At 60.9% G+C, this 14,857-nt stretch carries 8 protein-coding genes; 6 read left to right on the top strand and 2 right to left on the bottom strand.

Going from position 1 to position 14,857, the window contains the following annotated elements:
• Nucleotides 1-16: 16 nt before the first annotated feature.
• The 6 genes from glmU to gltA all read left to right on the top strand — a co-directional run bounded on the left by glmU (nt 17) and on the right by gltA (nt 7,780).
• Complete coding sequence (gene glmU, locus DW870_RS06400) at nt 17-1,429, top strand: bifunctional UDP-N-acetylglucosamine diphosphorylase/glucosamine-1-phosphate N-acetyltransferase GlmU (RefSeq protein WP_117877230.1); 1,413 nt, start codon at nt 17-19, stop codon at nt 1,427-1,429.
• Nucleotides 1,430-1,620: 191 nt separating this feature from the next.
• On the top strand, nt 1,621-2,607 hold the full coding sequence (locus DW870_RS06395; protein WP_117877228.1) for a ribose-phosphate pyrophosphokinase: 987 nt from the start codon (nt 1,621-1,623) through the stop codon (nt 2,605-2,607).
• Nucleotides 2,608-3,058: 451 nt separating this feature from the next.
• Nucleotides 3,059-4,186 (top strand): hypothetical protein, encoded by a 1,128-nt coding sequence (locus DW870_RS06390; RefSeq protein ID WP_117769751.1) that lies wholly within the window; start codon nt 3,059-3,061, stop codon nt 4,184-4,186.
• 351 nt (nt 4,187-4,537) lie between these two features.
• Nucleotides 4,538-5,167 carry an aminoacyl-tRNA hydrolase gene (pth, locus tag DW870_RS06385; RefSeq protein ID WP_006235792.1) on the top strand — a complete coding sequence of 210 codons (630 nt, stop codon included), beginning with the start codon at nt 4,538-4,540 and terminating at the stop codon, nt 5,165-5,167.
• 373 nt (nt 5,168-5,540) lie between these two features.
• Complete coding sequence (locus tag DW870_RS06380; protein ID WP_006235793.1) at nt 5,541-6,380, top strand: sulfide/dihydroorotate dehydrogenase-like FAD/NAD-binding protein; 840 nt, start codon at nt 5,541-5,543, stop codon at nt 6,378-6,380.
• Nucleotides 6,371-7,780, top strand: a complete 1,410-nt coding sequence (gene gltA / locus DW870_RS06375) for an NADPH-dependent glutamate synthase (protein ID WP_022094914.1) — start codon at nt 6,371-6,373, stop codon at nt 7,778-7,780. Before DW870_RS06380 ends, gltA begins: the two co-directional genes overlap by 10 nt.
• 394 nt (nt 7,781-8,174) lie before the next feature.
• Here the strand turns inward: gltA and DW870_RS06370 are convergent, their stop codons facing one another.
• Nucleotides 8,175-14,522 carry a leucine-rich repeat protein gene (locus DW870_RS06370; protein ID WP_158565183.1) on the bottom strand — a complete coding sequence of 2,116 codons (6,348 nt, stop codon included), beginning with the start codon at nt 14,520-14,522 and terminating at the stop codon, nt 8,175-8,177.
• On the bottom strand, nt 14,422-14,778 hold the full coding sequence (locus DW870_RS09320) for a hypothetical protein (protein WP_158565182.1): 357 nt from the start codon (nt 14,776-14,778) through the stop codon (nt 14,422-14,424). The genes DW870_RS06370 and DW870_RS09320 overlap by 101 nt, the downstream gene beginning before the upstream one ends.
• Between the last annotated feature and the right edge of the window lie 79 nt (nt 14,779-14,857).

Raw genomic sequence — 14,857 nt, 5'->3', positions numbered from 1 at the left:
CGTAACAGGAGATCACATGGACGCAACCGCAATTATCCTCGCCGCCGGCGAGGGCACCCGCATGAAGTCGAACCACTGCAAGGTTTCGCACAAGATCCTGGGCAAGCCCATGGTTCAGTGGATCGTCGACGCCACCATCAAGGCCGGCTGCAGCCGCGTCGTGGTCGTCATCGGCAGCCACGCCGACGAGATGCGCGCCCTCATCGATGGCGCCTACGCCAACAGCGCCACCAAGGTCGAGTGCGTCGAGCAGACCGAGCGCCTGGGCACCGGCCATGCCGTCAAGGTCGCGCTCGAGGCCTGCGGCATCACGCAAGGCCCCGTCGTCGTGCTCAACGGCGACCTGCCGCTCATCACCGCCGACACCGTCGCCAAGTTCGCACAGACCGTCGCCACCGGCGAGCTCGCCTGCACCGTCATGACCATGACCCCGCCCGATCCTTTTGGCTACGGCCGCATCAAGCTGGGCGCCGATGGTCAGATCGAGCGCATCATCGAGCAGAAGGACTGCACGCCCGAGCAGGCCGCCGAGCTACTCGAGTGCAACGCCGGCTGCTACGCCTTCGACGGCGCGCAGCTCGCCGCCCACATTGACGAGATCGGCAACGACAACGCGCAGGCCGAGTACTACCTGCCCGACATGCTCGAGATCCTCAAAGGCCATGGCCAGGCGGTCTCCATCTTCCACTGCGACGACTACCGCGATGGCCTGGGCGTCAACAGCCGCATCCAGCTCGCGCAGCTCACTGCCATCGCTCGCGACCGCATCAACGAGCACTGGATGGCCGAGGGCGTCACCTTCATCGACCCCACGCAGGCCTGGATCGGCCCCGACGCCGTCATCGGCCGCGACACCGTCGTGTGGCCGCAGACGCACCTGATCGGCCACGTCACCGTGGGCGAGGAGTGCCAGCTCGGCCCCAACAGCCGCCTCACCGACACCACCGTCGGCAGCGGCTGCACCATCGATGAGACCATCGCCATCGAGGCCGTCATCGAGAACGGCGTCGACTGCGGCCCGCGCGCCTACCTGCGCCCGGGCACTCACATGCTCGACGGCTCCAAAGCCGGCACGCACGTGGAGATCAAGAAGTCCACGATCGGCGAGGGCTCCAAGGTGCCGCATCTGTCCTACATCGGAGACACCACCATGGGCTCCGGCGTCAACGTGGGCGCGGGCTCCATCACCTGCAACTACGACGGCGTGCACAAGCACAAGACCGTCATCGGCAAGGACGCCTTCATCGGCTCCGACACCATGATGGTCGCGCCCGCCCAGATCGGCGACGGCGCACTCGTGGCTGCAGGCTCCGTCATCACCGAGCCGGTCCCGGCAGACGCACTCGGCCTGGGCCGCGCCCGTCAGGTAAACATTGAGGGCTGGGCCGCCGATTACCGCCGCCGCCTGCACGAGGACGACGAGGTATAACGTTTTACCAAGCATCTAAGGAGCTGTTCCCATGGGGACGGCTCCTTTTTCTATGCTGACCTGCGCGACCGGATGAGTGGTCGGTTCGTGTCCGTTGACGGTAAAGACGTTATCAAGACTCGATAAACCCCGTCGCGCGGTTACAATGCAACAAGGCATCTATATGGCATTCGATATAAAGGAGAAGGGTAATGCCGATTAATGATCCCGAGAAGTCGGAGAATATGCGCAAGTCCATCCGCGTGTATTCCGGTTCCTCCAACCGTCCCCTCGCTCAGAAGATCGCTGAGTACCTTGGGGTCGAGCTTTCGGGCCTTACGCTAAAGCAGTTCGCCAACGGTGAGATTTACGCCCGCTACGACGAGACCGTCCGCGGCGCCGACGTCTTCCTGATTCAGTCCGTGGCCGGCGGCAACGTCAACGACATGCTCATGGAGCTGCTCATCGCCACCGACGCTGCCAAGCGCGCATCCGCCCGCTCCATCACCGCCGTCATCACCCACTACGGTTATGCCCGCCAGGACCGCAAGGCCGGCCCGCGCGAGCCCATCACCGCCCGCCTCGTCGCCAACCTGCTCGAGCGCGCCGGCGTCAACCGCATCATCACCCTCGACCTGCACCAGGGCCAGATCCAGGGCTTCTTCGATATCCCGGTTAACCACCTGTCCGCACTGCCGCTGTTTGGCCAGTACTACAACGACATGCACTTCGACACCGACAACCTGGTTGTCGTCTCCCCCGACGTGGGTCGTGCCAAAGCCGCCAAGAAGCTGTCCGACATGCTCGGCTGCAGCCTCGCCATCGCCCACAAGGGCCGTCCGCGCCACAACGCCGCCGAGGTCATGGGCATCATCGGTGACATCAAGGGCAAGACCTGCATCATCAACGACGACATGATCGACACCGCTGGCACCCTGTGCGCCAACGTCAAGGAGCTCAAGGCTATGGGCGCTGGCGATATCTACGTCTGCGCCACCCACGGTATCTTCTCCGGTCCGGCCATCGAGCGTCTGAACGACGCCCCGATCGTCGAGTGCGTCGTCACCGACGCCATTCCCGTCGAGGTCGGCGGCAAGATCAAGACCATCTCGGTCGCCGAGGAGTTCGCTCAGGCCATCTCCGCCGTTTACCACGAGGAGCCCGTCTCCACGCTCGTCGGCGGCGACTTCGCGCTGTAATCCAACGCGCATCGCATCATCTTTGATGCTTTTAAAGGGTCGGAAGCTCGCTTCCGACCCTTTTTCTATCCCTCGTCAACCCGCCCTGGACAATTAGTTCAGATACGTATTTTTCTAAAGCTCCAAAGGACCGTTCGGAGCCTTCTGACCTCCCCGGCGCATGCCATGCCGTCCAAAGCTCATCGTTTTCGAGTACAACCGCTGCATATTTATCCTCAAATCGCCCTCAAAGGCCCTTAGAAACGCCTCGAACGCCGCTGCCTTATACGTATCTGAACTAACTGTCCAGCAGCTATCGTCAACCTTCGCGGCAGAGCTCAATTTCCTGCAATCCCCTCAACCGATTCCACCGAATTCATAACACCCAGCCGTTCATGGCGCGCAGCGCCCCGCTGAGCGAAAAGAACGGTATGGCGGTCGCATTCTGCCGCCAACTTAGTACGTTATAGCTATGACGACCGTGATTTCACATCTCTCCGCCCTCCGCGCAATTCGTCGCGCACGACGGGCGTACTCTGCCCTACCCTGGGACTTCGTTGATAGCGAACAGCAAGCACATGCCTTGGCTAGCTGTATTCCCAACAATGACGCGATAGACTTTGGTGCACTTTCGATACTCGACGCCTGGAATGAAGATGATTCCGAACTGCTCGATCTTCTCGTTTCAAACGAAGACAACAGACGCCGCGACAGGCGACTTCTTCAGCATATTCTCTCCGCTCCTCTTCCTGAAGGTGCAATTATGCACGTCGAGGCCGACATCTACGCAACGTCTCCCGCCATGACAGCCATGCTTTGTTCCAAAAATGAATCAGTCGCCAAAACCCTGATGCTTCTCATGGAACTGCTCGGAACCTACTCCCTTCCTCCCGGGGCAACATACCCCATTGCCTATGACGGCATCTGGCCCGAGGGCGATGACTACGAAGCGATGGACGACCTCGATTGCCGGGGCGACCAGTCGGCGACCGAACAGCAGAACGAAACCCGCTACGAACAGGCACACTACAAATGCGAGCCCGCCACGACCATCGAAGATCTCGAGGCTGTTGCACAGCTTGCCAAAAGTAGCTCATACACATCGTTTCGCACGGCAGTCAAACTTGCCCGACCCGGATCTGCATCCCCAGCCGAATCCCTAATGTTTGCCGTTCTCGGAGCGCCCATGCGCTTTGGAGGATTCGGATGTTGCAGTCTGCCCATGGGAGGCCTGCTACTCAACTATCGAATCGACTTCGACACTCTTGCGGTCAACATGTCCTCGGGCATCCCCTATGCCATCTGCGACCTATATTGCCCGGCAGCCGGAGTCGACAACGAATACAACGGAATTGGGCATGAGCTTCAAAACGCTCGCATCCACGATGGCAATCGAAATAATGGCCTCAAGGCAATGGGCATCCACGTCCTGGTTATCAATCGCGACCAAATGAAAGACCTTGTTGCACTCGAAGCCTTCGCCCAAACGATGCATCGACTCGCGGGAGTCCGATTCCGATACCGTATCAAGGGCTATCGCAAGCGTCAGGCCGCTTGGCTCAACGCTCTGCGGGCTGGAATCGGCCTTGCGGCGGTCTAAACGGCGAATCACCCGCGCGCCGCCGAACAGGACTGGACAGTTAGTTCAGATACGTATAGATGGACACATTGAATTAGGCTGTTTTGCAGCTATCTCTATACCATTCGCCCTATTTGAAGGCAGGGTAGACTTCAAAACAGCGCCATATGGACTAACTAAAGCTCCGAAACAACGTATCGGCATTGAATTGAGCACTTCGAGTCCTCAGAACTTATACGTATCTGAACTAACTGTCCACCTCTGATTTCGACGGCCGTCCAAACGCCCCTAAACGCCCTCAATTACCCTCCATTTGACAGCGGCAACAGGGTCGCTCACCATAGCAGGCGACAAATCAACGAAAGGATAAACATGGCAGCTGCACAGCCGCTTAAGATTCGCATGGTTGCCGGACTTGGCAACCCTGGCGAGGAATATGCCGAGACCCGTCACAACGCTGGTTTCAAAGCAATCGACGAGCTGGCCCGTCAGGCCGGCGTCACGTACTGGAAAAACCAAGCAGGCGCCGAGGTCGCGCTCATCAACATCAACGATCCCGAGGAAGAGGGCGGTAAGCGCCAGATTGTACTGGTCAAGCCGCAGTCGTATATGAATACCTCGGGTGGCCCCATCTCCAAGCTCTGCCGCGAGTACAAGATCAAGGCCGAGGAGCTGCTCGTAATCCACGACGAGCTCGATATTCCCGCCGGCGACGTCCGCGTTAAGGTGGGCGGCGGCCACGCCGGTCACAACGGCCTGCGCTCCATCATCGACAAGATGGGCAGCCGCGACTTCAGCCGCATCCGCACCGGCATCGGCAACCCTCCCGGCAAGATGGCCGTCGCCGACTACGTTCTTAAGCAGCTGCGCGCCCGCGAGGCCGAGGATTTCCAGGACACCTGCGCCCGCGCGGCCGACGCCGCCGGCCTGGCGATCGTGCACGGCGTGGTCTATGCCCGCGACCATGTCAACGGCGCCGCCTCCGCCAACGGCAAGCACTAAAACCTATCATTTAGGAACAGGTTTATTTTGGCAGGTTTTACCTGCGGAAACGCCCCAGTTGCGGCATCGCAATCAACCGCGCGCCGACATACATGCATAGCACCCCAAAGGGGGCCGGCCTCATCACAACCCGAGGCCGGCCCCATTTGCCGTTTTACCTGATAAAACTGACCAAAATAAACCTCTCCCCTTTGGTAGGCCAAAGTGGATAAACCCTGCTCCCAACAGCCGAAGACACACGTAAGTGACATGTCCATGAGGGTATAATTTGCACCGTATGTCTGCACAACGCCTGTGCGCGTACGGTTTTATTCGGGCTACCGTCCATTTCCGTGGAGGCACGGTTCGGCGGCCCTAACAAGAGAGGGGTTCTATGTATAAGATCCTGGAGAAGACGCAGTTCTCGGAGAAGGTGTTCAAGTTCCGCATCGAGGCGCCTGCAATCGCCAAGCATGCGCACGCTGGACAGTTCCTCATGGTTCGCGCCAACGAGACGGGCGAGCGCGTCCCGTTTACCCTGGCCGGCTGGAACGGTGACGAGGGCTGGGTCGAGTTCATCTTCATGGTGATCGGCAAGACCACCGAAATGCTTTCCACCTACGAGGCCGGCGAGTCGCTGCGCGACGTCGTGGGCCCGCTGGGCGTTCCCACCGAGATGGCCGAGGGCCCCTGCGCCGTCATTGGCGGCGGCGTCGGCCTGGCAATTGCCTTCCCGGTCGCCAAGCACCTGGTCGAGACCGGTCACGAGGTGCACGCCATCATGGGCGCCCGCACCAAGGACCTCCTGCTCATGGAGGACCAGTTCCGCGAGCTCCTCGACGAGGACCACATCCACATCACCACTGACGACGGTTCCTACGGCGAGCAGGGCGTTGTTACCGCTCCGCTGGAGCGCCTACTGCAGGACAAGGCCGTGAGCCAGGTCTTCTGTGTCGGCCCCGTTCCGATGATGAAGTTCTCGACCCTCACCGCCCAGAAGTACGACACCCCCATCACCGCGTCCCTCAACCCCATCATGGTTGACGGCACCGGTATGTGCGGCTGCTGCCGCGTCGAGGTGGGCGGCGTGACCAAGTTCGCTTGCGTCGACGGCCCCGACTTCGATGCCACCCTGGTCGACTGGGATGACCTTCGTGCCCGCCAGGCCGCTTACCGTTCCGAAGAGGGCGAGTCCCTCAAGGCCTATGAGGAAAAGAGCTGCGCATGCCACTAGTTAACGGTCGTTTCGTTGCCGATATGAAGTCGCCCCGCACCCCCGATAACGAGGAGCCGGCTGCCGAGCGCGCCTGCGACTTCCGCCCCGTCGACAAGGGCTTCACCGAGGAGATGGCGCTGGCCGAGGCCGAGCGCTGCCTCAACTGCAAGAAGCCGTTCTGTGTTGAGGGCTGCCCCGTCAACATCAACATTCCCCGCTTTATCGAGCAGATCCGCGCGAAGGACTTCGGCGGCGCTCTCGATACCATCCGCGAGGACTCCATGCTTCCCGCCATCTGCGGCCGCGTCTGCCCGCAGGAGAACCAGTGCGAGGGCAAGTGCATCCGTGGTAAGAAGTCCGAGCCCGTGGCCATCGGCCAGCTCGAGCGCTTCCTGGGTGATCGCCCCGAGCTCGCCTCCACGCCCAAGATGGCCCCCAAGAACGGCAAGAAGGTCGCCGTCGTCGGCTCCGGCCCGTCCGGCATCACCTGCGCCGGCGAGCTCGCCCGTAACGGCTTTGACGTTACCGTCTTCGAGGCCTTCTTCACCGGCGGCGGCGTGCTGGTCTACGGCATCCCCGAGTTCCGTCTGCCCAAGGCGGTCGTCAAGCGCGAGATTGACGGCCTGGAGGACATGGGCGTCAAGTTTGAGTACAACTCCGTCGTGGGCAACATGGCCACGGCCGAGGAGCTGTTCGAGCAGGGCTTCGACGCCATCTACGTGGCGACCGGCGCTGGCCTGCCCAAGTTCCTCAACGTCCCCGGCGAGAACCTGCCCAACGTCTTCTTCGCAAACGAGTACCTCACCCGCGTGAACCTGATGAAGGCCAACAAGTTCCCCGAGTACGACACCCCCACCAAGCACGGCAAGAACGTCGTTGTCTTTGGCGGCGGCAACGTGGCTATGGACGCCGTCCGTACCGCCAAGCGTCTGGGCGCCGAGCACGCCATCATCGCTTACCGCCGTACCGAGGACGAGATGCCCTGCCGTCGCGCCGAGCTGCACCATGCCAAGGCCGAGGGCGTCGAGGTTCTGCCGCTTGTCTCCCCGCTCGAGTTTGTCGCTGGCGAAGACGGCTCCGTGTGCGCCGTCAAGGTCCAGAAGATGGAGCTCGGCGAGCCCGACGAGTCCGGCCGTCGTCGCCCGGTGCCCATCGAGGGCGCCATCGAGGAGATCCCCTGCGACGTCGCGATCTCGGCTATCGGCACCAACGCCAACCCCTTCGCAAAAAAGATCGGCGGCAAGATGGAGCTCAACAAGTGGGGCTACATCGTTGCCGACGAGGAGACCGGCCAGACCACCGATCCCCGCATCTGGGCCGGCGGTGACATCGTCACCGGTGCCGCTACGGTCATTCTGGCGATGGGCGCCGGCAAGAAGGCCGCCGCTTCGATCACCAAGAGCCTGCTGGGCGAGTAATCACCTGCGGCGCTAGCCACCAAACGGCAAAGTCCCCGTCGAGCACACGCCCGGCGGGGACTTTTTTTATGCCGGCCGCCCGATCACCACGATGGGGACAGGCACCTTTGTGGTGGTTGGGGACTTGCCCGGTCGTTTTGTCTCAATCTGTAACAGTTAGGCCCTGTTGAGCCTTGTAGTTGTTACAGATCGAGATATTTCTCCAGCCGCCCCCCGCTTTGTCTCAATCTGTAACAGTTGGAGGCCAAATTCCTCGCTACGTGTTACAGATCGAGACGTTAGGTTGGCGGCCGAACAGTTTGTCTCAATCTGTAACACCTGGAACCCAAATATCTGGCTTGGTGTTACAGATTGAGATCTTGCAAAAGCCGAGAATGGGCGTTGTCGCCAAAACCTAACGCTTGCGACGCTTGGTCGCGGCGATGCCGGCCGCGGCAACGGTTGCGCCGGCGATGCCCAAGGCGGCGACCGTCATCGCGGTGGAGTCACCCGTGCTGGCGAGCTCCGTGCCGCCGGACTTCTTGTCGTTCTCGCCCTTACCCTTGGACTTGTTCGTCGTCACCGTGGTCGTCGTCGAAGTCGAACCGCCCGCAGGTACCCCGGTGCCGCCAGAGCCATCCGCACCGCCGCCCTGCTCGCCGTCGCCAGGCGTCGGGTCCGGATCGGGCGTCGGATCAGGCGCCGCCTCATCGGTCACCGTAATCGTAATGTTCAGACGCTCGGAATACTCGCTGTACGACATGCCAGGGCGCTGTGCCGCAATGCGCACATACATGTTGCTATCGAGCGCAATGGGCTCGGTGTACTTTACACGGCCTTCGTCACGGCAGGGGCAGGTGTCGTTGGTGGTGTACCAAATCGTCGCGCCATCCTCGGCAGAAAGCTCCAGCTTCGTGCCCTTGGGCACCGTAATGTAGTTCTCCTTGGGCGACCATGCACCAAACGTCGTCGCACCAATCGTCGCCACCGGTCGCGCCGGTCGCACTGCCTCGGCAGACACGCGAACGTCGACCTGCTTGGACAGCGCCGTGCCGCCCACCGCCGCCGTCAACGTCGTCAAACCGGGCAGAGCACCATGCAGCACAAACGTCGCCGCACCGTCCTCGCCCGTCACGGCCTGGGTGGCATCGACAGAGCAGATAGCCGAGGACTCCAGCCCAACACTAACCTTGGCGCCCGCAAACGGCTTGCCCGCCTTATCGGTCACGTGCGCCACCAGCTCAAAGTCACTGCCATCAAGCATGGTCACGGCCTGCTCCACGTTGAGTTTGAGTTTGTCGGCACGAACGCCCACGACAAGCTCGCCACTTGCCCAGCGCGCCATGGCCGTGCCGGCGTAGTTGCGAGCACCGTCGAGCTCAAACGCCACCGTCGAGCCCGCCTCACGCGCATCGGCATAGCGAATACGCAGCACGCGTGACAGCGGCTTGCCATTGGGATCGTCCTGCTTGTCGAGCCACGTATACGTCACGTCGCCCAAGCCCTGCGCGCACAATGCGACCAGGGCATCGTCGCTCGCATCCATATACTGCGCAAACTCAACCTCGATGCAATCGGTATAGGCATGGGCCGAAGCTACCTCGGGCGCCGCCGTCGACACCAAGCCAATGTTCACCTCAGTCTGAATCGGCGGCACGCGCAGCCAAGCCGAACGCGCCTCCTCATACCCGTCCTTGGTCACGCGCACTTGATACCAGCCGGTCGGCGTATTCCAGTTGTACGCACCGTCCGCACCCGTTGCAAGCGGATTGTCCTGCTCATACCCCTCGGCATCCCAACGCACCGCATTGGTACCGGCCGCATCGTCGGCGCTCCACAGCTCAACCGCCGCGCCTTCAACCGTATTGGACAGCAGGCCCTCGTACACCACGCCCGCAGGGTCGGGTGCTGCCTTGGCAGGCACATTGCGATAACGCGCCTCGAAGATCGACTGCATCTTCTCGTCCGAGATCAAGCCGTCCTTGTTGGCCTTGTAGACCTCGGCATCGGTCAGCTCGCCCCAGTTGACCGTAATGCGATTCTGGCACGCGCGCTCCACCTGCTCGCAGGCAACATCGTAGGCGCATTCGGCATTGGTCAGCTTAATCGCGCGCTCCGAACCTACGCTGGTCGAAGCTGCATCATAGGCGGCGCCCACCACGGTACCCGCCGAACCGGCCGTCAGCACGCCGGCGATTGTCATAATGGAGCCCACCGCCACATCGGTGCTGTCGTGGCAGAGCTGGCGATACAGCAGATCCTCAAACGCACGCGCCTTCTCCATGGCGTCACGCAGCGCGTAAATGCACTTCCAGTCGTCCTCGGTCTTCTCGGGCTTGGCAAGCAAGCGCGTATGCTGAAGCTCATAGCCCTCGCGCTCGCCCTTCACCTTCTGCATACGGACGTTCACGTTCTCCCAGTTCTTGCTGGCATCGTTCACGCCGTAAATGCCGGTAAAGATGCCGATACCCTGGGTCGCCGCGGGAAACGCCTGGCCGGCCGCCTTCCACGCATCGGTCTTAAAGACCTGTCCGAACATCTCGCACTCGATCTTATAGCTCTTGAGCGAACGGATCGTGCGGATGAGCTTCATATGGGCGCTCACGTCGCCGTTGAGCTTCCAGGCCATGAGCCATCCGCGCACCTTGGAGTTGTTGAGGCTATGGACCACATTCCAGTTGTCGTACAGGTCGTCCAGAATGTCGCACTGCATGGCGATCGAGTTAAACAGAAGCGCCTGGTTCTTGTTGTTATTGGAGTTCTCGATAAATTCCGACTCGATATAGGCCGTCTGCTCGCCATCGGGCGCGGCGACCTTAAAGCCCTTGACGGTATCGTCGTCAGCCGCCTTGTAGCTCAGCGAGCTGCCGAGCGCCTGGCCCAAATCGTTAAACCCGCTCGTCGACTGGCCGTTGTACTCGCTGGCCTTAATGCCCGCACACTTGTTGAGCGCCGCAGCGGTTGCGTCATTCCAGCTTCCGTATTGGTTGAGCTGGCCGATACCCATCGACTGGCCCACCAGATCCTCGGCCTGCTGGGCAATAAACTCCGCTCGCGATGCATGGTCGACGAGCTCCTTGATGGCGGCCGCATCCGCAGCGTTCGCGCCCTGGGCCGCCGCGAGTTCCTGATACCAATCCTCGCTGGTGCCGTAAGCATCCTCAAAGATCATCTTGTCCACATTGACGCCATAGCTGTCGCCCTGCTGGGTCAGCAGCGCCGCCGACCCGCCGACCGCGGCCTTGAGCTCAGCCGCAAACTGCGCGGCCTCGTCGTTGCCAGCACCATCACCCTCGCCGTCGCTGGCGGCAGGGGCGCGACGAGCCTTACGGGCAGCTCCACCTTGGGCTTCGTCCTCTTTACCGTTCTCGTCCTCCTCGGCAAACGCATCAGCGACCATCTGGTCAATCGCGTCGTTAAAGGCCTCGTCGACATCATTAAACGAGTTATCCATCATATACTCGTGCCACTGCTGCACGGCATTCGAGAACTCCTGCTGGCGCTCCTCGGCCGCGGCGGAATGCTTTTTGGCCGAAGCGTTGGCGTCAAAACTCAGCATGGTCATAAGCTGAGCATTGGAGATGCGGTAGGTCTGCGGCATAAAGATCTGCTCAAAGTTGCCGCAGTTCACATAGGTCGAGTCATTCGCCTTGTTAAACTCGTCGAGCAGCTTAAGGTAACCCTCGTCCACATACTCCGCCACATAGCGCACATGGGTGCCCTCGCGCGACTTTTGAGTCAGAGGAATCGTCACCGTCTTGCCATCCACGCAGTCCACGTACAGGTCGAGCGTGTCGGCGGCCTCTTCGTTTCCCACCTCGAGCGTGATATCGAACGTCCAGTAGGCGTTCTTCTTTTGCGGCAGATGGTGGAAGGTCCACAGACTCTTGCCGGTGTCCTTGCCGTCCTTGACCAGGCTTTGCGTACCGCCACGATACGTCACATCAAAGTTCCAGACCGAAGCGCCCGGAACATAGCGCACATAATTGCGAGCCGTTACCTCGGCAGCAGCGGCGGCAGCAGCGGTCGAGCCCACGCGCGCTTCGAGCGTCACACGCTCGGCGGCAAGCGTATCCTGCGGCAGGTCGTATTCAATCTTGGCACGGCCGAGTTTATTGGTCTTGCCGGTGTACTTTGCGGCCGAGGCGCCCACGCCCACGGTAAGCTGCACGCTTTTTCCGGGCGCTGCGTATACGTAGGCCACATTGCCCAGTAGGCTGTGAACGTCGGTGCTGTCGACCTCGATGCGCGATCCGCTAACCTCGAGTGTGGTGCTTCCCAGCGGCAACGTCACCTCGCCCAGCGTAATAAGCGGCGAGATGGCATAGATGCCCGCGGCCTTAGGCTTAAAGCGCACAAACACATCGGCGCCCATGCCCTTATTCATATTGAGAACGAGGTTGTCGCCCTCCCAAGTTGTGTCAGCCCACATGGCCTCGGAGCTGGCGCCGGCTTCGCGAGAGCCTGCGGACACATCCCCGACGGCATCCTTGGCCAGCGGAATCTCAATCTTGGCAGCCTGGCTGTCCTTGAGCTCGTAATGAATGCGCAGCTCGGTCTCCACGCCAACGACCGCGGACGAATCAGCGATAACCGAGCCCGCCGTCAGCCCGCGCTCGGCACGATACGTCTCCACGTCAAACGTGGGGACGTCGAGCGTCACGTCGAGCTGTTTGCCGTCCTCAATCTTCACCTGCTTTTGCGCGATATGCTTACCCACGGTCAGCCCTAGGCGGCTAAACGTGGAATAGCTCGTCGCTTGGATGTCGTAGCTCGTCTTGTTAAAGGCGACGATGGTGTACGAACCGGCCTTAAGGCGCGGCGTCTCGGCCTTCATGATAGGCGTGGTGCCATCGTCTTCGTAACCCATCAGATAGGTGACGCCGTCGGCGACCAGCTTGCCGTCGGACGTACGGAACACCAGCACGCGGTTAGCGCCCTGGTAGTCGCCCTTGGTCGCGACCGTCGCCGTGCCCCAGGGCTTCAAGTCGATATCGACCTTGCCGGCCGAGGGCTTCACCGTCGCCGTCGTCCCACCCAGCTTGAGGCTGTCTTTGGGCTCGAGCGTTATCTCCAGATCCTGGTCCGCGTCGGCAATGGCCTGCGACACCACGAGCGCTGTGCCCTGGATACGGAAGTCGTTTTCCTTGTCACCCTTGGCAGGCTTAAGCGTCTTGCCGCCGTTCTTCACCGTCAGATCGATGTTATCGAGACTATCGAGCTCAATGCGTTCGGTCTTATCCTGGCCCATAATCGGTTCAAGATAGCCCACGTTGAGCTCAATCGCGCGCGAAGCCGGAATCTTGGTAAAGTCCTCCGCCTTAATCTCTCCGATATTCCATGTGCCCGTCATCTGGTCGCCCGGGCGCGCCAGCACCATGTCATAGTAACCGCTGAGCGAAATGCGCAGCGTTGCTGCCGTCTTGGAGAGGACGTTGGCAGCAACGGAGCCGTCGTCGCCAACCGTCAACGGCGTGGACTGCCCCGCCTGCAAGAGCACGGCCGCCGCGCTCTGGGGAAGTTTGCCCGTCACCTGGGCCGCCTCGCCCATCCACTCAAACGTGTAGGCAGGCTTCGAGGAATCGACGGAGTCCTTGCGATCGGCCACGGCATCGGCAAGCTTTTTGACCATCGAGGGGTTGCCAGCCGAATCGGTCGCATAGGCATAGATGGTCTGGCCTTCACCAAAGGGAATCGTATACGTTACGCCATCGATTGTCACGCGCTCATTATAGTCGCCCGGATAGCCCGCCTCACCAAACTGAAGATCGGGGTTCATCACGCGCAGGGCAACGGCATTATGGTTCGTCTCGTTTCCGTATCTCGTGTTCTCAAAAGCTCCCCACTCTATCATTTCCACGCTTTTGGGTAGCACAATCTCTTTGCCGGCAATCGCAGGATCAAGAGAGGCGAACGCGAGCGCCCCGATAGATTTGACACCATCGCCGATCGTCACCGATGACACGTGCGAGCACCCGTCAAAGGCATAGCGCTCAATCCGCTCCACCGTGCCCGGCACGTTGATCTGCGTAAAGGTGAGTACCGTTGTGTCCGAGACATAGAACTGCGGTACGCCGCAATTGGCGAAGGCGCGATAGTCGATAGTCTTAACCGAAGGTGGCAGCGTTGCCACCACATTGTCGTCAAGCTGTTCGCAGCCCTCAAAGGCCTGCTCGGGAATCGTGGTAAAGGCCGCGTTGTTGGGCCAGGTCACCGTGTGAAGTGTCTTGCTTCCAGTAAACGCATTCCAGCCCAGTTCCTCAACCGAATCGGGCAGTGCGATTTCCTTGATGCTGCTGCCGCCCAAACCGCCCACAGAGCGGATATGCGAATCGGGGGCAAACGTAATTGATGTGAGCGCAACGTTTCCCATGCCCTTAAGACTCACGACATTTTTGCCGTCGATGGTCGAGGGCACCTCCAACGTGGTAATGCCCGCGTCGCCATACTCGATAGAAATTTCGTTGGTGAGGCTATCGATCGAGAAGTAGTACTGCGCGGGAGTCTGCTCGCCGGCCACGTAGCCATCATCGTATTCGCCTTTTACGCCCGTAGCGCCCTTCGAGGTCATCCAGAGCCCAAGATCCTCATTCCAGGTTGCTTCGGCTTCGGCGGTCTCCTCCTGCTTCTGCTGCTCGGCGAGTTCCTTGCCCTCGACAAGATCAGTGGCGAGCGTACCCGCAGGTGTGCTCTCGGTCTGCCCGGCGCCCGTTAGGCCCGCCGCCGATGCAATCTCGGAGGGCGGGGGGGGTAGGGGTATCACCGCTATCGAGCACTGTGGGGTCGGCGGCGCCGGCATCGGGCGCGGGGTCGGCGGAAGCAGAGTCTGACGTTTGGGCGTCAGCCGAATCGGCGGGAGCGGCGTCGGCTGCTTGGCCGTTATCCGTCTGCACAAAAGTGCCGTCGGTGTTGAGGGCCTCAGCAAACGCGCCCGCGGGAAACGAACCCGTCACCATCGCGAGGGTCACCGTGGCAACCGTCAGCCGTCGGCAAAGCGCTCGAGCAGTAGTCCACCTCATGGTCGTTCCTTTCCTGCAAACCAAAAGTCATCCAGCGTAATCGTTGTCCAAAAACAAAGCGAACGGTAGGTTCATATAT

The organism is Collinsella sp. AM38-1BH (genome assembly GCF_003467545.1).
Lineage (GTDB): Bacteria > Actinomycetota > Coriobacteriia > Coriobacteriales > Coriobacteriaceae > Collinsella.
The sequence above is the reverse complement of the archived record's forward strand: the minus strand, read 5'-3'. Positions and strand labels throughout refer to the sequence as shown.